Source organism: Pseudomonas sp. WS 5410 (assembly GCF_012985645.1).
Lineage (GTDB): Bacteria > Pseudomonadota > Gammaproteobacteria > Pseudomonadales > Pseudomonadaceae > Aquipseudomonas > Aquipseudomonas shahriarae.
Window position 1 is genome coordinate 1 of sequence record NZ_JAAQWS010000022.1, and the last position, 21,161, is coordinate 21,161.

The 21,161-nt window shown below is 63.0% G+C and carries 14 protein-coding genes; 8 read left to right on the forward strand and 6 right to left on the reverse strand.

What is annotated here, in order from left to right; all coding sequences use genetic code 11:
- A partial coding sequence (locus HBO24_RS24705) for a DUF6531 domain-containing protein (RefSeq protein WP_170060554.1) occupies positions 1-2,366 on the reverse strand: 2,366 nt, incomplete at its 3' end.
- A gap of 278 nt (positions 2,367-2,644) precedes the next feature.
- Here HBO24_RS24705 and HBO24_RS24710 point away from each other — a divergent pair.
- Positions 2,645-3,880, forward strand: coding sequence for a M20/M25/M40 family metallo-hydrolase (locus HBO24_RS24710; RefSeq protein WP_170060505.1), 1,236 nt, complete (start codon positions 2,645-2,647; stop codon positions 3,878-3,880).
- A gap of 142 nt (positions 3,881-4,022) precedes the next feature.
- On the opposite strand, the gene HBO24_RS24715 is transcribed toward HBO24_RS24710, so the two are convergent.
- Positions 4,023-7,088, reverse strand: a complete 3,066-nt coding sequence (locus HBO24_RS24715) for an efflux RND transporter permease subunit (RefSeq protein ID WP_170044811.1) — start codon at positions 7,086-7,088, stop codon at positions 4,023-4,025.
- Positions 7,089-7,090: 2 nt separating this feature from the next.
- Positions 7,091-8,203, reverse strand: a complete 1,113-nt coding sequence (locus HBO24_RS24720; protein ID WP_169961234.1) for an efflux RND transporter periplasmic adaptor subunit — start codon at positions 8,201-8,203, stop codon at positions 7,091-7,093.
- Between the two features lie 329 nt (positions 8,204-8,532).
- Here HBO24_RS24720 and HBO24_RS24725 point away from each other — a divergent pair, with 329 nt between their 5' ends.
- From HBO24_RS24725 to HBO24_RS24735, 3 genes are all read left to right on the forward strand, one after another.
- A complete protein-coding gene (locus HBO24_RS24725) occupies positions 8,533-9,408 on the forward strand; it encodes a pirin family protein (RefSeq protein ID WP_170060506.1) in 876 nt (291 codons plus the stop codon).
- Positions 9,409-9,478: 70 nt separating this feature from the next.
- Positions 9,479-10,921 carry a mechanosensitive ion channel family protein gene (locus tag HBO24_RS24730; protein ID WP_170060507.1) on the forward strand — a complete coding sequence of 481 codons (1,443 nt, stop codon included), beginning with the start codon at positions 9,479-9,481 and terminating at the stop codon, positions 10,919-10,921.
- Positions 10,922-11,025: 104 nt separating this feature from the next.
- On the forward strand, positions 11,026-11,463 hold the full coding sequence (locus HBO24_RS24735; RefSeq protein ID WP_170060508.1) for a carboxymuconolactone decarboxylase family protein: 438 nt from the start codon (positions 11,026-11,028) through the stop codon (positions 11,461-11,463).
- A gap of 86 nt (positions 11,464-11,549) precedes the next feature.
- Here the strand turns inward: HBO24_RS24735 and HBO24_RS24740 are convergent, their stop codons facing one another.
- Positions 11,550-13,712 (reverse strand): TonB-dependent siderophore receptor, encoded by a 2,163-nt coding sequence (locus HBO24_RS24740; RefSeq protein ID WP_170060509.1) that lies wholly within the window; start codon positions 13,710-13,712, stop codon positions 11,550-11,552.
- A gap of 192 nt (positions 13,713-13,904) precedes the next feature.
- Here HBO24_RS24740 and HBO24_RS24745 point away from each other — a divergent pair, with 192 nt between their 5' ends.
- Positions 13,905-14,684 carry an acetoin reductase gene (locus tag HBO24_RS24745; RefSeq protein WP_057438489.1) on the forward strand — a complete coding sequence of 260 codons (780 nt, stop codon included), beginning with the start codon at positions 13,905-13,907 and terminating at the stop codon, positions 14,682-14,684.
- 129 nt (positions 14,685-14,813) lie between these two features.
- Here the strand turns inward: HBO24_RS24745 and HBO24_RS24750 are convergent, their stop codons facing one another.
- A complete protein-coding gene (locus HBO24_RS24750; protein WP_170060510.1) occupies positions 14,814-16,676 on the reverse strand; it encodes a sigma-54-dependent Fis family transcriptional regulator in 1,863 nt (620 codons plus the stop codon).
- A 309-nt stretch (positions 16,677-16,985) separates the two neighbouring features.
- Here HBO24_RS24750 and HBO24_RS24755 point away from each other — a divergent pair, with 309 nt between their 5' ends.
- From HBO24_RS24755 to HBO24_RS24765, 3 genes are read left to right on the forward strand one after another with little or no spacing between them, the layout of a single operon-like run.
- A complete protein-coding gene (locus HBO24_RS24755) occupies positions 16,986-17,966 on the forward strand; it encodes a thiamine pyrophosphate-dependent dehydrogenase E1 component subunit alpha (protein WP_057445001.1) in 981 nt (326 codons plus the stop codon).
- Positions 17,967-17,989: 23 nt separating this feature from the next.
- A complete protein-coding gene (locus HBO24_RS24760; RefSeq protein WP_057438491.1) occupies positions 17,990-19,009 on the forward strand; it encodes an alpha-ketoacid dehydrogenase subunit beta in 1,020 nt (339 codons plus the stop codon).
- Positions 19,006-20,109 (forward strand): acetoin dehydrogenase dihydrolipoyllysine-residue acetyltransferase subunit, encoded by a 1,104-nt coding sequence (locus tag HBO24_RS24765; protein WP_057438492.1) that lies wholly within the window; start codon positions 19,006-19,008, stop codon positions 20,107-20,109. The genes HBO24_RS24760 and HBO24_RS24765 overlap by 4 nt, the downstream gene beginning before the upstream one ends.
- Before the next feature lie 114 nt (positions 20,110-20,223).
- Here HBO24_RS24765 and HBO24_RS24770 read toward each other — a convergent pair whose 3' ends face one another.
- Complete coding sequence (locus HBO24_RS24770) at positions 20,224-21,120, reverse strand: helix-turn-helix domain-containing protein (RefSeq protein ID WP_128593789.1); 897 nt, start codon at positions 21,118-21,120, stop codon at positions 20,224-20,226.
- Positions 21,121-21,161 lie beyond the last annotated feature (41 nt).

Here is a 21,161-nt window from a genome sequence, read left to right on the forward strand (position 1 = left end):
CTGTACTCGGTGACATTGCCGTCAGGATCAGTCTGGCGCGTGATCGCGCCCTGATCATTACGCTGGTACTTCCAGACCGCCTCACCCCGGCGCATGACCCGTACGAAGCCATCCTCATACTCGTAGGCTGTGGGCTCGTCATCCCCGGGAAACAGCGCCACCAAGCGCCCAGCCTCGTCGTACTGATAGGCCGTGATCGCGCCGAGGGGATCCTGTTCAACCGTCAGCCGCCCCTGTGCGTCGTAGGACTTGAAATGCTCGCCGCCATCCGGATCAACCCGCTGCACCAGGCGTGCCCTCGGGTCATGCACGTAGACTTCCTGGCTGCCATCGGCGTTAAGCAGGGTGACGCGGCCGTCGTCCCAGCTATAGCGCGTATCCATCTGCGCAAAACTGGCCCAATGCCTCACACAGCGTGCCGCCTTGCCAGACCGTTCCCACTCCCAGAAGAAACTCGCCCCACCGGCCAACTGCCGCTCAGTAATTACCGCAAGGCTGTCGTACTGATAGCGCTCGCTTTCGCCGACGGCATTGATCGCCTCAAGCAGTCGCCACTGTTCGTCATAGCGGTAGGAAACAACGTTCTGCTCAGTAACCCAGGCGTCATCCGATTCGCTTTCCACGCGAAACACCTGGTAGTCCAGCGCCACGATATGCCCGCGGTCATAACGCAACAGCAAGGCGCGACCGGCACCGTTATCCAGGCGCAGAATCCGCCCCAAGCCATCGCGGGAAATACCCAGGCGGTTGTCATACCCATCGCTGATCGCCGTCAGCACACCGTCGTGAAAGTGGTAGAAGCGTGCCCCCTGCGCCAGCACCAGCTCATCCGGCGTCGCCCCCAGATAAATCGCCGCTTCAGCCAGGCTATTGCTGATCGCCGGGCGGGCAACGGAGGGCAGGGGAAAGGTGGTGCTGCGGTTCTCATGGTCCGTCCACACCACCGACCCGCCGACCACCTCCAGTCGCTGCGCCAACGAGTGGCTCCAGCCAAAGCCCAGCCCGCAATCCACCTCCACGGCACTGGTGCGATACAGGCGCGTCCAGGCAAATGGCAGCACGCCATCCAGTTCGCCATCGGTCAGGGTCAGCAGTTCTTCGCCGGTGACCATGGACACCGGGCAACCGTGGGTCGCGGTTTTGTCGGCGCTGGCGGTTGCCTCACCGTTGGGGTTTTTCGCGGAGGAGGGCGCGTCGTCGACCGCCTCATGCTTGACCAAGGCCGTCTTGGGCGCGGATTTTTCCCGCACCAGGGGCACCGGGTTGGTTACTTCCATTGCGCCGGCTTTCAGCGGCACGCTGGGCACCGTCTTGATCGGCGTTGCAGGGCTACCCAGCAATAACGGCCTGAGCGCCTCGGCATGGGGCTCCATGCCGGTCTTCGCAAATGGCCGGGCCATCTGCTCGAGCCACTGGCGGACCCGACCCGACTTGATCTTGCCCAGCACTTGCGCGCCCAGGCGCACCGTCACGCCCATGCCGGCGGTGACCCACACCAGCAACAGGTTGATCAGCACTTCGGCGGTGATTTGCCCCAGCAGTTCGTTCAAGTACGGCGGCGGCAGCATGCGCATCCAGCTGACCAGCGCCGACAGGTAGATAAACAACAATGGCTCGTCGCTGAGCATCAGCAGGCCATTGGCGATGGCTTCCTGGCTCAACGCCAGTAGGGCATCAAGTTCGGCCTGGGAGAGGTAGTGCAGGAGTTTTTCGCTGTTGGGCTTGAGGTCCGCTAGCCATTGATACAGCTGTTGGATGTTGTCCCACAGCTCATGCAGTGCGTTGCCAAATCCCTGCGCATAGCCTTGGTCCAGCAGGCGGTAGCGCTGCACAAAATTGGCTTCGGAGTAGCCCTGCCACAAAGGTTCGAATGTACTGCTCCAGTCTTTGCGCAACTGGCTTTCCAGCGGCGCAATGATGGCCTGGTAAGACGCGTACAACGCCTGGACGTGGGCTTTGGAAACATTGGGGTAGAAGGTGATCCGATACGGCTGGTCGCGGGTGCAGTCGGTGACTTCGAGAATGCCGCTGGGGCCGATGGTTTTGTAAAGGGGGTCGCCCAGCGGGCCACCGTCCTTGGGGATGGCTTGCAGCATCACCGGGGTGTTGCCGATGGGCACAAAACGTGTGCTCTCGAACATATGCACCAGGGTCAACGAGCCACTGGCCTTGCACATCGCGACGGTGCTGCTGGGGGCTTTGGACGCAATGGGCGCCACCAGCGCCACCTCATCGCCCACCTTGAAGACCTGCTCGACCTCCAGCGCCGAAAAGCTCCAGAAACTCTCGGCCCAGGCGTCATAGGTGTTCAGGCATTGCCGGAAGTCGGCGAGAACCGCTTCGACGTCCCGCGTTTTGAAGTCCATGGCCGCCAGGACCATAAAACCAATGGCGGCATTCAAGAGGTTGCCCCCAGGACCGGGGCATCAATTGGAAAGTACATCGGCGGTCCCTTGCGCTGTGTGATCAGGCGAGGGACTTTGCAGCGGTTTTTAACGCTTGGAAGTAGAGATTATCCGGCAGTCGGGTGGGATATTTCGGGGGTGCCTGGCGAAGAGTCCCCTGTCGGTTTGCGGATGAACAATGTGGCCTTTGTCAGGTAGGGTGTGAGAGACCCTCTCCAATAAAAAACAAGGATCTGTTCATGACTCTCAACGTCCCCCGTACGCTGTTGTCCGCTGCCCTGGGGTTGTCCCTGGGGATCGCCATGCCGGCTTTCAGCGCCCAGCCTCACCCGCAGATCCAGGCCGATGCCGAGCAGTACAAGGCCCCGGCCTTGAAGCTGTTGGAGCGTCTGGTGAATATCGACTCGGGTTCCGGCTACGAGCCGGGCCTGACCCAGGTGCGCGAGATCGCCGTCGATGAATTGAAACAACTGGGTTTCAGCATCGAACAGGTGCCAGACGCGGCAGCCAATAACAGCCATGTAATCGCCACGCTCAAAGGCACGGGCAAGGCGAAAATCCTGCTGATGGCGCATATGGACACGGTGTTCAAGGAAGGCTCGGCGGCCGAGCGGCCGTTTCATATCAAGGACGGCCGTGCCTATGGCCCTGGGGTGATGGACGACAAGGGCGGGATCGTCGCCGGGATCTATGCCTTGAAAGTACTGAAAAACCAGCACTTCACGGACTACGCGCAAATCACCTTTCTGCTCGATGCCAGCGAAGAAACCGGCTCCGAGGCCGCCTCCGAACTGATCCGCAAAACCGCCAGGGCCCACGATGTCACCTTGAACCTGGAGCCCGGTCGTCCGGCTGATGGCCTGGTGGTCTGGCGCAAGGGCAGTGCCACAGCGGTGGTTGAGGTCAAGGGCAAGGCCGCTCACGCCGGGGTTGCCCCGGAGCTGGGGCGTAACGCGGCGATGGAGGCGGCCCACCAGATCCTGCAACTGGGCAAGCTTGGGGATGACGAGAAAAAAACCACCATCAACTTCACCGTGCTCAAGGCTGGCGATCGCACCAACGTGATCCCCGACCAGGCCACGGCCAAGGCAGATGTGCGGGCGGCGCTGCCGGAAGAGTTTGATCGGATCGAGAAGGATCTGGCGCGGGTTTCCGCCAATAAGCTGATTCCTGAAACACAGGTCACCACCAGCCTGCAACGGGGTTTGCCACCGATGCCGCAGACGCCTGAGTCTGACAAGTTGGTGGCAATCGCCCAAGGCATCTACGCCGAACTTGGGCGCAAGCTGACCATTGAAGGCAGTGGCGGGGCGGCGGATGCCAGCCTGTCGGCGGGCGTCGGCACCCCGACGCTGGACGGCTTCGGGATTGTCGGCGGCAATATCCATACAGCGCAGGAGTACGCGGAGGTGGAGAGTGTGGCGCCGCGGATTTATCTGTTGAGTCGGATGATTATGGAGCTGGCCAAGCGCTGATCTGAAAGCACCATCAATCGCTCGGTAGACACCGGGTTGATGTGGGAGCGGGCTTGCCCGCGATAGCGGTGTGTCAGGCGGCATCTTGGTTGACTGATTCGCCGCCATCGCGGGCAAGCCCGCTCCCACACAAACCGACACATTAGGAGATTGCCGCCCGCACCTTGTCCCGGCCCAGCACCAAACTGCACAACGCTGGCAAGAACAGCAGCGTCAACAATGTCCCCACCAACACCCCGCCGATCAGCACATACGCCAGGGACGACCAGAACACCGACAAGGTCAGCGGAATAAACGCCAACGCCGCCGCCAGCGCAGTCAGTATCACCGGCCGTGCGCGGCGTACGGTGGCTTCGACAATCGCCTCGGTGGTGGCCAGGCCCTGTTCCTGGTTCTGGCGGATCTGGTCGGTGAAGATCAGGGTGTTGCGCATCAGGATCCCGCCAATCCCGATCAACCCCAGGATCGCATTGAAGCCAAACGGTTGGTTGAACAGCAGCAAGGTCGGCACTGCGCCGATCAAGCCCAGCGGGGCGGTGGCGAAGACCATGAACATCACGCCGAACGAGCGCACCTGGAACATGATCACCGTGAGGGTCAGCAGGATCATGATCGGGAACAGTGCCGCCAGGGCCACGTTGGCCTTGGCGCTTTCTTCCACCGGGCCGCCGATGTCCAGGCGGTAGCCGGCCGGCAATCGTGCAATCAACGCTTGCAGGTCTTTGTAGACAGCCATCTCCACGTCGGGCGGTTGCACGCCGTCGATGATGTCGGCGCGCACTTCAACCGTGGTCGTACGGTCGCGGCGCTTGAGGATAGGTTCCTCCATCACGGCCTGGAAATGCCCGACCTGGGCCAGGGGCAGCGACACGCCGGCGCTGTTGGTCAGGGTCATATTGTCGAGGTTGCCGAGGTCTTCACGCTGGCTGCCCTGGGCACGGACCACCACCGACACCGTGCGGTTGCCTTCGCGTACTTCGGTGATCGGGTTCCCGCTGAGCAGGGCGTTGAGTTGGGATTTCACCTCGTCGGGGGTGAAGCCCAGCAGGCGCAGGCGATCCTGGTCCAGCACCAGGCGATAAGCGCTGCTGCGTTCGCCCCAATCGAGGAACGCGTCCTTGGTCAGAGGGTTGGCGGCAACCACCTGGCGCACCTCTTCGGACAGGCTGCGCAACAGGCTCAAGTCGGGGCCGGACACGCGAAACACCACCGGGAAGGGCACCGGCGGGCCGAACAGCAATTGCGTGACCCGTACCCGCGCGGCGGGGAATTCGCCGTCGGCGATGCGCTCGCGCATGCGCCGTTTCAAGGCATCGCGGGCATGGGCGTCGGCGGTTTGCACGATCAGTTTGGCGAACGCCGGGTCAGGCAACTCAGGGTTAAGCGACAGGAAAAACCGTGGCGCACCGCCGCCTACATAGGTGTCGACCATGCGCGTCTGCGGCTCTTGCAGCAGCGCCTTTTCCAACTGCGCCGCCACCGCCTCGGTGCTTTTGAAGGCACTGCCCGGCGGCATATACACCTCCAGGATCAATTCGGAACGGTCGGAGTTGGGGAAGAACTGCTTCTTCACCACACCCATGCCCAACCCGCACAGCACAAACGCCGACACCACCAGCCCGGTCACCTGCCAGCGCCGGCGCACGCAGGTTTGCACCAGGTGGCGCAGTTTCTGGTACCACGGGCCGGCATAGATCGCGTCGTGGCCGCCGGGCACCGGCTTGATATTGGGCAGCAGCTTGACCCCCAGGTACGGGGTAAACACCACCGCCACCAACCACGAAGCGATTAGGGCAAAGCCAACGATCCAGAAGATATTGCCGGCATATTCGCCCGCACCCGAACGGGCAAAACCCACCGGCAGAAAGCCGATGATCGTCACCAGGGTGCCGGTCAGCATTGGCGCGGCAGTGGCGCTCCAGGCGAAGGTCGCGGCGTGGATGCGGTCGAAGCCTTCTTCGAGTTTCACCACCATCATCTCAATGGCGATGATTGCGTCGTCCACCAGCAGGCCCAGGGAAATGATCAGCGCGCCGAGGGTGATGCGGTCAAATTCGCGGCCGGTCAGCAGCATGATCACAAACACTATGGACAAGGTCAGCGGCACCGCCGCCGCTACTACCAAACCGACGCGAAAACCCAGGGCCAACAGGCTGATGACCATCACCACGGCCAGGGCGACGAAGAATTTGAGCATGAACTCATCCACCGCCAGGCTGATGTTTTTCGCCTGGTCGGAGACTTTTGCGAAGTTGACGCCCAGGGGCAGGTCCGCCTGGATTTTAGCCTCCTGGCCCTTGAGGCTCTGGTCCAGGTCCAGGCCGTTCCAGTGTTTTTCCATGATGATGCCCAGCATCAAGGCCGGGTCGCCCTGGTGGCGGATACGGTAGCTGGGCGGGTCTTCATAGCCACGGCTGACGGTGGCGACATCGGCGATGCGCAGCACTTTGCCGTCCACCGGCAGCGGCACGTTTTCGATCAGCGCCAGGCTGTCAAAGGCGCCGTCGATACGGATATAAGCGCGGGCGCCGGCGGTTTCGACAAACCCCGACGGCGCCACGGCGTTTTGCGCGGCGAGGGCGGCGAAGATCTGCTCGGGCTTGATCCCCAGGGTCGCCAGGCGCTCATAGGAGAACTCGACAAATACCCGCTGCGCCTGTTCGCCGAGGATATTGACCTTCTTCACCCCCGGCAGCCTGAGGAAGTCCTGGCGCATTGCTTCGGCCATCTGCACCTGTTGGCGATGGGGCAGGTGTTCGGCTTCCAGGGCGTATAGGGCGAAGTACACATCGGAATATTCATCGTTGAAGAACGGCCCGATCACGCCCTTGGGCAGTTTGGCGGCTTCGTCACTGAGTTTTTTGCGGGTCTGGTAGAACAGGTCCTGGATTTCATTGGGGCGCGTGGACTCGAGGAAGGTCATGCGCATCGACACAAACCCCGGTTGGGCGATGGTTTCGACGCGGTCGTAGTCGTCCAGCTCCTGCAGGCGCTTTTCCAGGCGGTCGGCCACTTGCTCCTGCATCTCCTGGGCCGTGGCGCCGGGCCAGGCGGCGGTGATGGTCATGACTTTGACGGTGAACAGCGGGTCTTCGGCGCGCCCCAGTTTACCGAAGGAAAAAATCCCGGCAGCGAGGATCGCGAGGATCAGGAACAGGGTGACGGCACGGTGCTTGACCGCCAATGCCGAGAGATTCAGGCCATGCATGCTCAAGGTTCCTGGCGGCGGTTGAGGGGCTGTGCCTGGGCGGGCAGCACGCGCACGCTGTCACCCTGATGCAGCAGGTGCGCGCCGAGGGCGACCACCCGTTGGCCGGGGCTGACGCCGCTGGAAAGCAGGGCTTCTTCCTGGCCCAGGCTGGCCACCGTGACTGCAGCGAAGCTGACTTTGTCATCCGCGCCAATCAGCCAGACCCCGCTGCCGTTGCCGGTATCCTGCAGGGCGCCAATCGGCACGCGGGTGTGTGGCGGTTGGTCGTTGCCTTGCAGGCGCAGGGTGATGGTGGAACCGAGGGCGACACGCTCGACCGTGCCGTGCAGCACATAGCGCGCGCGGTAGGTGCGGGTGACGGGATCGGCGCTGGCCGAGAGTTCACGCAATGTCGCGGTGACCGCCTGGTCCGGCGCACCGAACGGCAAGGCCAGGGCTTTTTGCGAGGCGCGGTCACGCTGGTTTTCCGGCAGGTGGATGATGGCTTCCCGCGCACCGTCGTGGGCCAGGCGCGCGACGATCTGCCCTTCGGCCACCACCTGCCCGCGCTCCACCCGCACATCGGTGATCACCCCGTCGCCATCGGCCCGCAGCACCGAGTAGGTGCGACGGTTTTCAATCTGGCTGGCGTCCGACTGGGCGGCGGCGAGTTCAGCTTCGGCGACCCGCAGGTTAGTCGCGGACTGGTCGAAAATCTGCCGTGACACCGCGCCGGTGCTGGCCAGGCGTTGGTAGCGATTGGCATCATCACGGCGCTGACGCAGTTGCGCCTGGGCGGCATTGACGCGGTTTTTTGCCGAGCGCAGTGCCAGCTCGAAGTCGCCGATATCCAGGACCAGCAGGATGTCGCCCCGGGAAACGTGCTGGCCGGGATCGACTTTGCGTTCGATCACCTTGCCACTGACTCGAAAACCCAGGTCGCTTTCGGTGCGTGCCGCCACCACCCCGGTATAGGCATTCTGCTGGCTGGCAGCGGCTTCGACGTTGGCCGCCAGCACCGGGCGCGGTGGGGCGGTGTTGGCGGTGGGGTCGGCCTGGCTGTTGCAACCGCTGAGCAGGATCAACAGCGCCAGGGGCGAAAAAAGGCGGTGAAGAGGAGGGCGTGGGCTCATTTCAGGCTCCTGGTGGCGTTGGTGTAGGAAAAATTACGAACGTAATATTTGGCCAAATATTACGACCGAAATATAATTTAATCCACCCTTTGCTTTGGATCGGGTTGTCACACGTTGTCCAGGTTGTTCGGGCGTAGATGATTAAGGTGCCTGCTTTGCGTTTTGCGGGTGGCCTGTAGTCTCAACGCCCACGCCAATGAAACCGGATGGGCTATGACTGCGAAGCGCCGCGGTTAAGTCGTCCCATCCATGGAACGATGCGAGCCAAATCCGCTGTCTAGTGCCTTATTGGTATTGGATTTAAGGTGGATGCACTTTGGAGGTCCATCATGAAAAACATCATTGGTATCTACACCAGCCTACGCGGCCATTGGGTCGGCGACGGTTTTCCGGTTCGCACGCTATTTTCCTACGACACCATGGGCAAGCACATCAGCCCGTTCCTGCTGCTGGACCACGCCGGCCCGGCGGATTTCACCCCCACCACGCAGCGACGTGGCGTGGGCCAGCATCCCCATCGCGGCTTTGAAACCGTGACCATCGTCTACGAAGGCGAAGTCGAGCACCGCGATTCCACGGGGGCCGGCGGCACCATCGGCCCGGGCGATGTGCAGTGGATGACTGCGGCCAAAGGGATCCTGCATGAAGAGTTCCATTCCGAAGCCTTCGCCAAACGGGGCGGCGCCCTGGAAATGGTGCAACTGTGGGTCAACCTGCCGGCCAAGGACAAAATGAGCGAAGCCGGCTACCAGACCATTCTCGACGGCGATATTCCGTCGTTGCCCCTGGCCAACGGTGCCGGCAGCCTGCGCCTGATTGCCGGTGAGTTCGCTGGCCGCACCGGGCCGGCACGCACCTTCACGCCGATTGACGTGTGGGACCTGCGCCTCAAGGGCGGCAAGGCCGTGACCCTGGACCTGCATGCCGGGCGCAATACCGCGCTGGTGGTGCTCAAAGGCACCGTGCAAGTCAACGGCCAGGAACTGGCACGCGAAGGGCAACTGGTGCTGTTTGAGCGCGAGGGCGATCAGCTCAGCCTGGAGTCCAACGCCGACGCCATGGTGCTGCTGCTCAGTGGTGAACCCATTGACGAGCCCATCGTCGGTCACGGTCCGTTTGTGATGAACACCGAGCAAGAGATTCACCAGGCCTTCGCCGACTTCCAGTCCGGCCAGTTCGGCCAAATGCACGGCGCCTCCCGCTGATTGGCGGCGCCCTATACCCGCCAACTGCATTTCATGCGATCTTCAGGGCATTCGCCCTGGAGTCGCCTGGATGCTGTCTTTTCTCTCCGATCACCCGATGCTGTGCGCCCTGGCGCTGATCCTTATCGATATCGTCGTCTGGCGTCTGTTTTCGGCCAGCCCCGGCAACTGGAAGCTGATTGCGCGGCTGGGGATTTTCGCGGTGTTCAGCGCCGTGCTGTTCAACGACGGCATGAACCCCATGCAACTGGCGCCGTACGCCGACAACACCCCGCTGCACCTGGCCGCCACGGCTTTGCAGATCGCCTGGTGGTTGTTTGCCGCGCGCACCCTGACGGTGTTGCTCGGCGCGCTGATGATGCAGCGGGTCGGCCACACCGGGCGGTTGCTGCAAGACCTGATGGGCGCGGTGATTTTCCTGATCGCGATCATCGCGGCCATGGCCTACGTGCTCGACCTGCCGGTCAAGGGCGTACTGGCCACCTCCGGCGCGGTGGCGATCATCGTCGGCCTGGCGCTGCAGAGCACCTTGAGCGACGTGTTCTCCGGAATCGTGCTCAACACCACCAAGCCCTACCAACTGGATGACTGGATCTCCATCGACGGCACCGAAGGCCGGGTGACGGATATCGACTGGCGCGCCACGCGCCTGCAAACCTCCCAGGGCAGCATGGCGGTGATCCCCAATTCACTGGCGGCCAAGGCCAAGATCATCAATTTCTCACGCCCGGCGGATATGTTCGGCCTCGCGGTGAGCCTGCAAGTCAGCCCCCATGCGCGTCCGCAAACAGTATTGGAAGCCCTGGAACGGGCCATGCAAGGTTGCCGGCAATTGCTGGCCAAGCCGGCGCCGAGCGTGGCCTTCAAAACCTCTACCGGTGGTGGCGTGGAGTATGAAATCAGCGGCTTCGTGCCGGCCATGGCCCTCAAGCGCGAGGTGCGCAACCAGCTTTATGACCTGGCCTACCGGCACTTGCAGGCGGCCGGTGTGAGCCTGTTGTCGAGCGCCGAAAGCCCGACCTCGCCGTCCACTACCCCCGCACGGGCACTGCTGGAAAGCTCGAGTATCTTCTCGACCTTGCGTCAGGAAGAGAAGGAAACCTTCAGCCAGAACATGACCCTGCACACCTTCCGCGCCGGTGAGATGATCCTGCCGAGGGGGGAGGTCAGCGATCACCTGTTTATCATCGAGTCCGGGGTGGTTTCGGTGATGCTGGTCAAGGCTGGGCACGCGTTCGAAGCCGGGCGCATGGGGCCAGGAGAAGTGATTGGTGAAGCCGGGATTCTGGGGGCGCAAAGCGTGCCGGCGGACTTTGTAGCCAAGACCTACTGCACCCTCTACCGCATCGAAAAGGAATACCTCAAGCCGTGCCTGGATGCGCGCCACGATATCAGTGAAGCCATGCAGAACCTCCTGGATTTCCGCCTGCACACCGCCCAGCACCTGACCCAGGACGCACCGATCGTGCCGGTGAAAAAGGGCTTTTTACAGTGGCTGCGCCGCCGGGCCTGAAGCGCCTGGCATTGGCTACCTGTTCTTCGTCAGGATTGGCTATTTGTGCGAGGCAGTAGGGTGATTAAGCTGGGCGCCAATTCCTACTGTCCTGGAGTAACACCATGTCTGCTCGCATTGATTTCTACACCGCGTCCCCCGATGCGATGAAAGCCATGCTCGCCCTGGAAGCCGCCGTCGGCAAACTGTCCATTGAACTGCCGCTGCTGGAGCTGGTGCGCCTGCGCGTCTCCCAGATCAACGGCTGCGCCTTCTGCCTGGATATGCACACTGCCGATGCCCGCAAGGGCGGCGAGACCGAGCGCCGCTTGTGCACCCTGTCGGCCTGGCGCGAAACGCCGTTCTTCACCCCGCGCGAACGCGCCGCCCTGGCCTGGGCCGAAAGCCTGACGCTGATCAGCCAGACCCACGCCTCGGACGAAGACTATGCGTTGCTCAATGCCGAGTTCAGCGCCGCCGAACAGGTTGACCTGAGTCTGGCCATTGCCACCATCAACAGCTGGAACCGCCTGGCGGTGGGCTTTCGCAAGATGCCTAAGTAACGACATTCAAGGGTAGGCGCTGGCCAATGTAGGAGCTCCCACATAAACCAGCTCCCACACAAGCCAGGTTTCACATTGGATCGGGGTCAGAAGTTGATGGAAGCACTCAGGCGCGCCGTCAGTGGCGCACCCTGGAACAGGTAGTCATCGCCCATGTATTCGCCCGCATCACGCCAGTAGCGCTTGTCGAACAGGTTGTCGACGCTCAGGCGGAACACCGTTTCATAGCCGTCGACCTGGGTGGTGTAGCGGCTGCCGATGTTGACCAGCGCATAATCCCCCACTTCCACATTGCCGGTACGGTTGGCGTTCTTGCTGGCGCTGTATTGCACGCCGCCGAGTACCGCCAGGCCGTTGACCCATGGCAGGGCGTAGTCGGCGTATACACTGGCGCGCAGCTTGGGCACGTTGATCGTCTGGTGGCCTTCGTATTGCGGCGTGCCGCTGCCGCTCACCCGGGCGCGAATCGCCGCCACGCTGGTCGCAATCTGCAGACGCTCGGTGGCCCAGCCATTGGCTGACAGCTCCAGGCCGGTGTTTTTCTGCTGGCCCTGCTGCACGTAGGTGAAGCCTCCGGCGTTGTCGGGCTTGGCGTACTGGTAGGCCTGGCGTGTCTGGAACACCGCGGCGGCGAAGCTGATGCGGCGCCAGTCGTATTTCACCCCGGCTTCGATCTGCCGGGAGACGGTCGGCGCAAGGATTTCCCCATCATTGTTCGCATACCACGGTGCCTCACCGCCCAGTGACAGGCCCTTGCTGTAGCTGGTGTACAACGAGATGTTTTCCACTGGCTTGTAGATCAGCGCAGCGTTGGGCAGGAACTCGTACTGCTGGGTGTGACGCTCCTGCACGCCATGTTGATCGAAGGATTTTTCATCCAGGCGCACTTCGCGGCCACCGAGCACGGTTTGCCATTGCTCGTTGAAGCTGATGCGGTCGGTGACGAACAGCCCGTACTGGCGGCTGTCGAGACGCCGGTGACTGTCGTTCAGGGGCTTGTCGGTGGGCGGGAAGGTTTCCGGGTCCTGATTGATATTGCCGCTGCCGACGTATTCATTGACCGACTTGCGCTTGTCGATCACCCGGCGGAAGGCGCTGGTGCCGAAGGTCAGTTCATGGCTCAGGCCGGCCGTGCTGAACAGGCCGGTCATGGCCGCCTGGATTTCATCATTGCGCCGGGTGTCGTCAGGGCTGCGGTAGTCAGCGATGTCGTAGTTGCCTTCCGGGCTGAAGTAGTTCGGCACTTTGACGCCGGCGCAACTGGGGGAGCCGTAGCAACCCCAGGCAAACGAACTGTAGTCATCAATCACCACCTTGCTGCGGGCCGCGCTGACGCTGCCTTTCCACTGGTCACTGAAGCGGTACTCGAACTTGCCGTTGAGGTTCAGCGAGTCGATCCCCACCTGCTTGGAGCCGCTCTGGTGGCCGAGCAGTTTTTTCGGCGAGGCGTCATGGGGCACTTCGGTGCCGCCGAGCAACTGGTAGCCGGGCACCGAGCGCTGTTGTTTGTCCTGGTATTCGGCATCCAGTTGCAGCACGGCGTCGGGGCTGATGTTCCAGTCGAAGGCCAGGGATACAAAGTCCCGCTGGCCATTGGCATGTTCGACATAGGAATTGAGGTCTTCATGGGCGACGTTGGCGCGCAAGCCAAATTGCTGCTCGCTGCCAAACCAGCCGCCGACATCGGTGGCGATATAGCCGCTGCCGCGATCATCGGTGGACACCGTGACCGAGCGCACGTCTTCCGGGCGTTTGGTCACGTAGTTGATCACGCCGCTGGGCTCGGAAATCCCGCTTTGCAGGCCCGCCAGGCCCTTGAGCAACTCCACCCGCTGCTTGTTTTCCAGGGCTACATTCTGCTCGCCGGTGATGGTGCGCCCGTTGATCTTGTAGCTGCTGGCGGCATTCAGGGAAAAACCCCGGACCACGAAATTTTCGTAGTAGCCAATCGGCGCGTAGCTTTCGCCCACCGAGGCGTCGTTGCGCAGCACTTCACTGAGCAGGCGTGCCTGCTGGTCCTTGATCAGCGCGGCGTTGATCACGGTGATCGAGGCCGGGGTGTCGAGCAGCGGTGCTTCATTGAAGCCGCCGACCGACGCGCTTTGCGCACGATAACCGGACTCATCCTGGCCCTGGATGTTCAGCGCCGGCAGTTCCAGCTCAGCCGCCAGGCTGTTGCCGATGCCGCCGCTGAGCAGCAGGCCGAGGGCCAAATGTGAGGTGACGACGGGGCGAAAACGCAAAACCATGGGGGCAAGGCCTTAAAGCGCGGGGCGGGGGCGCATAAGCTAGGCATAAGTGCGCGTCTTTACAAGTACTCGCCTCAGCCCGGCTACTTGAGACGTTGCGTCTCAAGCCCTGCGCCAATTCATCCGGGCCTCGACAGCGTGACCCCGCACCTACGATAGACAAGGCTTCGCTTATCGTTGCAGGAGATCATCATGGGTATCGCTGGAAAAGTTGCACTGGTGACCGGCGCCGGGCAGGGCATTGGCCGGGCCATCGCCCTGCGCCTGGCGCGGGACGGGGCGGATATCGCCCTGGTCGACATCAATAGCGCCAAGCTCGAAGCCGTGGCGGCCGAGGTCGTGGCACTCGGGCGCAAGGCCTCGGTGTTTACCGCCGACGTGTCCAAGCGCGAGCAGGTGGTCGCGGCGGTCGAGCATGCGCACCAGACCCTGGGTGGCTTTGACATCATCGTCAACAACGCCGGGGTGGCGCAGATTGACTCGCTGCTGGACGTGACCCCGGAACAGGTCGAACGTACCCTGGGTATCAACGTACAGGGCGTATTGTGGGGCATCCAGGCGGCGGGCAATAAGTTCAAGGCACTCAAGCAGAAGGGCAAGATCATCAATGCCTGCTCGATTGCCGGGCACGAAGGCTTTGCACTGCTGGGGGTGTACTCGGCGACCAAGTTTGCCGTGCGTGCCCTGACCCAGGCAGCGGCCAAGGAACTGGCAAGCGCCGGGGTGACGGTGAATGCCTATTGCCCAGGCGTGGTGGGCACCGATATGTGGGTCGAGATCGACAAGCGCATGGCCGAGATTACCGGCGCGCAAGTGGGGGCAACATATAAGAAGTACGTGGATGGCATTGCCCTGGGCCGTGCAGAAACACCGGAGGATGTGGCGGGCCTGGTGGCCTACCTGGCCGGCCCGGATTCGGACTACATGACCGGCCAGGCGCCGCTGATCGACGGTGGCCTCGTCTACCGCTAAACCCCAGAGTCGACTCGGTAAAAATGTGGGAGCGGGCTTGCTCGCGAAAGCGGTGTATCAGTAACACGTAAGCTACCTGACACACCGCTTTCGCGAGCAAGCCCGCTCCCACATTTGGATTGCATTGTGTCAGGGGTGTTTACCCGGCATATCAATGCCCAGCTGCTTGACCCGGCGATACAGGGTCGCGCGGGAAATCCCCAGTGCCTGCGCCGCTGGCAATGGCTTCCAGCGATGGCGTACCAGCGCATCCAGCAGCACCTGCCGCTCCGGGCTCATACTGTGCTCGACCTCGACCTCCAGCCGTTCACCACGCACCTCCAGCGGCAAGTCCGCCAACTGGATCGTGCCGCCGTCACACACCGCACAGGCATACGCCAGCACATGGCGCAGTTGCCGCACATTACCCGGCCAGGCGTAGCCCAGCAGCCGCTCCAGCGCAGCCTGGCCGATGCCGACCGTGACCCCGCTGCTGCGCGCTTCCTGCTCCAGCAGCCGGTTGATCAAGGCCAGTTTGTCGGTGCGCTCGCGCAGGGGCGGCAGGGTGACGCGGGCGCAGCCCAGGCGAAAGTACAGATCTTCACGGAAACGCCCCTCACTGACCAGGCTCGCCAGGTCACGGTGGCTGGCGCAGATCACCTGAATATCCACCGCGCGGGTTTTCGCCGCACCCAGCGGCGCCACTTCACCTTCGGCCATCACCCGCAGCAAGCGGGTCTGCAGGGCCAGGGGCATATCGCCGATTTCATCGAGGAACAGCGTGCCGCCATGGGCCTGCTGCAACAGCCCGGTCATGCCCTTGCTGGACGCGCCGGTAAAGGCCCCGGCGACGTAGCCGAACAGCTCGCTTTCGATCAGGTTTTCCGGGATCGCCGCACAGTTCACCGCCACGAATGGTGCGTCGCGGCGTGCGCTGCGGGCGTGCAGTTGGCGGGCAAAAACTTCCTTGCCAGCCCCGGTTTCACCCTGCACCAGCACCGGCAGGTTGCGGTCCTTGACGCGCACCGCCAGGCGCAGGTGTTCTTCCACCCGGGGGTCGACCTGGGGGTTGGGCGCCACCCGCGCCGGTTGGCGTTGCGGCGTGTTGAGTCGCACATGGAGCACCCCGGCTTCGCCGCGCCACTGCAGTTGCTGGACCGATTGATCGGTCACCGCGCGTAGGGCATCGAGGTCGAACACCTCGCCGATATGCACTGGCATCTGGCCAAAACGCCGGCGCAGTGCCTGGCGTGCCTTGCTGTTCAAGGCTTGCAGGCGTCCATCCTGGTCCCAGGCCAGCAGCAGGTCGGGTTGGCTGTCGACATAACCCGGGGTGCTGTGGGCCTGCAGTACCCAGTGCCGCGCAGCGCTGTGCATGAAGAAGGCGTTTTCGATGGCCTGGGCGCTCTGCGCCACCATCTGCCGCAACAGGTGCTGGCTGCGGCGGTCATCCGGGGATTGCAGCGCCGAGGCGTCCATCACTCCCAGCAGGTTGCCCTGGGGGTCGAAGATCGGCGCGGCGGAGCAGGTCAGGTTGATAAAGGCGGCGCGGAAGTGATCGCGCTTATGCACCGTCACCGCCGCCTGGCTGGTCAGCACCGTGGCCACGCCGCAGGTGCCTTCTTCGGCCTCTGACCAGCAAGTGCCCAGGTACAGGCCGGCCTTGCGACAGTCGCTGCGGATGGCCGCGTCTACCCGGTGGTCGATGGTCTGGCCCTGGGCATCGGTGAGCATCACGCAGTAGTCGGCGTGGCGCACGCGGTGGTGCAACTGGCTGACTTGCTCGCTGGCAATGCGCATGAACAGTTCGGCACGTTCGCGGCATTCCTTGAGCAGCGGCTCGGTGAGGATCCGTGGCCCCTGCAGCGAGCCGGGATCGAGGTGGTGCTGCTCCATGGAGCGGCGCCATGAATCGAAAATCAGCGACGGCACCGGCGCCTGGGGCAGGCGCTCGGCATTGCGGACCACGCGACTGACGCAGTCGACGTGTTCTCTGGAGTTCGCGGCGAGCATAAGGCCTCCGGTTCTCGATCTTTGTTGTTATGCCCGCCATTAAGCGCCCAGGGGCGCAGGGGGACAAGGGCGGCCTGACCAACTGCCCGCCTTGAGACGCAGCGTCTCATCCTGCCTGAGACGCAACCTGCACGCTGCAATGCGCCGTCTCATTGTGCGGTGGCATGCCGCACCGGCACAACCGCACGGCACTGCTCTGGGTCAAGGCTTTGCCAGGTTTTAGCGGGCCTTGGCACAGGCTGTGCTGAACAGGTTGCAGCTGGCCACAGCCAGCCTTTTGTGTGTCGAGACAACCTGGAGAACAACAAGATGTCCACTCACCTGTCCACCGATCAACTGCTGCATGCCTACACCGTGATGCGCACCATCCGTGATTTCGAAGAACGCCTGCATGTGGAATTCGCCACCGGCGAGATCCCCGGGTTCGTGCACCTGTATGCCGGCCAGGAGGCCTGCGCCGCCGGGGTCATGGCCCACCTCAACGATGAAGATTGCATCGCCTCCAACCACCGTGGCCACGGCCATTGCATCGCCAAGGGCGTGGATGTGTTCGGCATGATGGCCGAGATCTACGGCAAGAAAACCGGGGTATGCGGTGGCAAGGGGGGCTCCATGCACATTGCCGACCAGGAGAAGGGCATGCTCGGCGCCAACGGCATTGTCGGCGCTGGTGCGCCGCTGGCGGCCGGTGCGGCCCTGGCGTCCAAGCTCAAGGGCAGCCAGGGCGTGGCCGTGGCGTTTTTTGGCGACGGCGGTTCCAACGAGGGCGCGGTGTTCGAGGCGATGAACCTGGCCGCGATCATGAAACTGCCGTGCCTGTTCGTCGCCGAAAACAATGGTTATGCCGAAGCCACCGGTTCCGGCTGGTCGGTGGCGTGCAAGGACATTGCCGAGCGCGCCGTGGGTTTTGGCATGCCGGGGGTGATTGTCGATGGCAATGATTTCTTTGCCGTCCACGCAGCGCTGGGCGTGGCGGTGGCGCGGGCGCGCCAGGGCGAGGGGCCGACCCTGGTCGAGGTCAAGCTGCACCGCTTTTACGGCCACTTTGAGGGCGATGCGCAAACCTATCGCGGCCGCGACGAAGTGAAAAACCTGCGCGAAACCCAGGATTGCCTGGCGCTGTTTCGCCAGCGCTGCAGTGCCGAAGGCTGGTTGCAGGCGGCGCAGTTCGAGCGCATCGACGCCGAAGTCGCGCAGTTGATCGACGACGCCGTGCGTCTGGCTAAGTCCGATCCCAAGCCCCAGGCCGCCGACCTGCTCAGCGATGTCTACGTCGCCTACCGCTCATAACAACAAGACCCGGAGAGAATTTCATGGCTCGTAAAATCAGTTATCAGCAGGCAATCAACGAAGCCCTGGCCCAGGAAATGCGCCGCGACCAGAGCGTCTTTATCATCGGCCAGGATGTGTCCGGCGGCACCGGCGCCCCTGGCGAGCAGGATGCCTGGGGCGGCGTGCTGGGCGTCACCAAGGGCCTGTACCCGGAGTTCCCTGACCGCGTGCTGGATGCGCCGCTGTCCGAAGTCGGTTACGTGGGCATGGCCGTCGGCGCCGCCACCCGGGGCATGCGCCCGGTGTGCGAGTTGATGTTCGTCGACTTTATCGGCTGCTGTCTCGACCAGTTGCTCAACCAGGCCGCCAAGTTTCGCTACATGTTCGGTGGCAAGACCACCACGCCCCTGGTGGTGCGCGCCATGTACGGCGCCGGCCTGCGCGCTGCGGCCCAGCATTCGCAGATGCTTACCTCGATGTGGACGCACATCCCCGGCCTGAAGGTGGTGTGCCCGGCCACGCCCTATGACGCCAAGGGCATGCTGATCCAGGCGATCCGCGACAACGACCCGGTGATTTTCCTTGAGCACAAGATGCTCTATAGCCTGCAAGGCGAAGTACCGGAGGAGCTGTATACCGTGCCCTTCGGCGAGGCCAACTTTGTGCGCGAAGGCAACGACGTGACCCTGGTGACCTACGGGCGCATGGTGCATGTGGCCCTGGAAGCTGCGGCCAACCTGGCGCGCCAGGGCATCGACTGCGAAGTACTGGACCTGCGCACCACCAGCCCGCTGGATGAAGACAGCATCCTTGAAAGCGTGGAAAAAACCGGGCGCCTGGTGGTGATCGACGAGTCCAACCCACGCTGCTCGATTGCCACGGATATCAGCGCCCTGGTGGCCCAGCGTGGGTTTTCCTTCCTGCGTGCGCCGATTGAGATGGTCACCGCGCCGCATACGCCGGTGCCGTTTTCCGATGCCCTGGAAGACCTGTACATCCCCGACGCGGCGAAGATCGAGGCCGCGGTGCGCAAGATCGCTGACAAGAGGACTGCGGCATGATCCATACCTTGACCATGCCCAAGTGGGGGCTGTCGATGACTGAAGGCCGGGTCGATGTCTGGCTCAAGCAGCCGGGCGACCGGGTAGAGAAGGGCGAGGAAGTGCTCGACGTGGAGACCGACAAGATCTCCAGCAGTGTCGAGGCGCCGTTCAGTGGGGTGTTACGCCGAGTGCTGGCGCAGAGCGATGAGACCTTACCGGTGGGTGCATTACTGGGGATTGTGGTGGAGGGTGAAGCCACCGAGGCAGAAATCGACGGCGTGATCGACAGCTTCAATGCCGGCTTTGTCTCCAGCAGCGCCGAGGCGCAGGCGTCGGGGCCGAGTGCGCAGAAAGTCGAGCTGGGCGGGCGCCTGCTGCGCTACCTCGACCTTGGCGAGGGTGGCCTACCGCTGGTGCTGATCCACGGGTTTGGCGGCGACTTGAACAACTGGCTGTTCAACCATCCGGCCCTGGCCGCCGAGCGCCGAGTGATCGCCCTCGACTTGCCGGGGCATGGCGAGTCGGGCAAGCACTTGCACAGTGGCGATGCCGAGGAATTGAGCCAGGCGGTGCTGGCCTTGCTCGATCACCTCAAGCTCGACCGGGTGCACCTGGCCGGGCATTCCATGGGCGGATTGGTTTCGCTGACGGTGGCGCGCCAGGCACCGCAGCGGGTCGCCTCCCTGGTATTGATCGCCAGCGCCGGCCTGGGGGCGGATATCAACGGTGATTACCTGCAGGGATTCACCGAGGCCAATAACCGCAACGCGCTCAAGCCGCAGCTGGTGCAACTGTTCAGCGACCCGGCGCTGGTCACACGGCAGATGCTGGAGGACATGCTCAAGTTCAAGCGCCTGGAGGGGGTTGATCAGGCGTTGCGTCAACTCAATGCCAAGCTGTTCGACGGCGGGCGACAGATGCTTGACCTGCGTTCGGTGGTGGGGCAGCAGCCGAGCCTGGTGATCTGGGGCAGTGACGACGCCATTATCCCGGTACGGCATGCCCAGGGGTTGCAGGCCCAGGTGGAGGTCTTGCCGGGGCAGGGGCATATGGTGCAGTTGGAGGCGGCGGAGCAAGTGAATAAGTTGCTGAGTCTCTTCCTCAAATCTCAAGCCTGATAGCAATCAAATGTGGGAGCGGGCTTGCTCGCGAAAGCGGTGGGTCAGTCAGACATTCATTGCCTGACACACCGCTTTCGCGAGCAAGCCCGCTCCCACAGGGTTGACCGTGTATCAACCATGACGCTTGAGGGTTTCGCTGGGCAGTTCTTTGAACAACGCGCGGTAGCTATTGGAAAACCGCCCCAGATGCCAGAACGACCAATTCATCGCCACCTCGGCCACCGTGGTCTGGTCGCAGCTCAACAACTCGCGCCGTGCGCCGTTCAACCGGCGCAGGCGCAACCACTGCGCCGGGCTCATCCCGGTGTAGGTCTTGAAGCCCTGTTGCAACTGGCGCAACGGCACGCCGGCAATCTGCGCCAGTTGCAGCAGGTTGACGGTCTCATCCGGCGCATCCGCCGCCCACGCGCCGATGCGCGCCATCAGCCGGCGTTCTTCACTGCGCCGCTGCAATGAGTAGCGGTCCAGGCACACGCAAGCGTTGTCGAGGATAAACAGGCAATCGTCGAGCAGTTGCAGGGTGAGGGCGTCGCGGCTGATCGGGTCGATCTCACTGGACAAGCGCGTCAGGGTGCCACTGAGCCAGCGGCTGAACAGCGCGTTCTGTTGGCAGGTCAACGGCGCCATGAACAGGCCTTCGAGTCTGGCCACATCCAGGCCATGGCGTTGCACGAACTGCGGGCCGAACACCACGGCCACTTCCCGGTAATTTTCCGGGGTGATCCAGGTGTTGCGGCTTTCGCCATTGAGCAGGTACAGCGCGTTGTCGCTGCCGTCGAAACAGAACGCCAGGGCGCCTGGCGGCGCGTTGAAGTGCTGCTCGACGCGGGTGTTCATGCACTCTTCGTACACCTGCACCCCCTGCAGGTCGAGGTAGCGGATCTGCCCGGCAAAATGCCCCGGGGACATCTGCTGGTACTGCTGTACCCAACCGGGTGTCGCACTGCATTGGGCGGCCACATCACCGGTGGTGAAGGCCTGTACGCGCAAAGCTGTTGCCTGTGTCATGGGTGATCCGTGCGCACTCTATTGGTGCGTTGTGGGTCGTG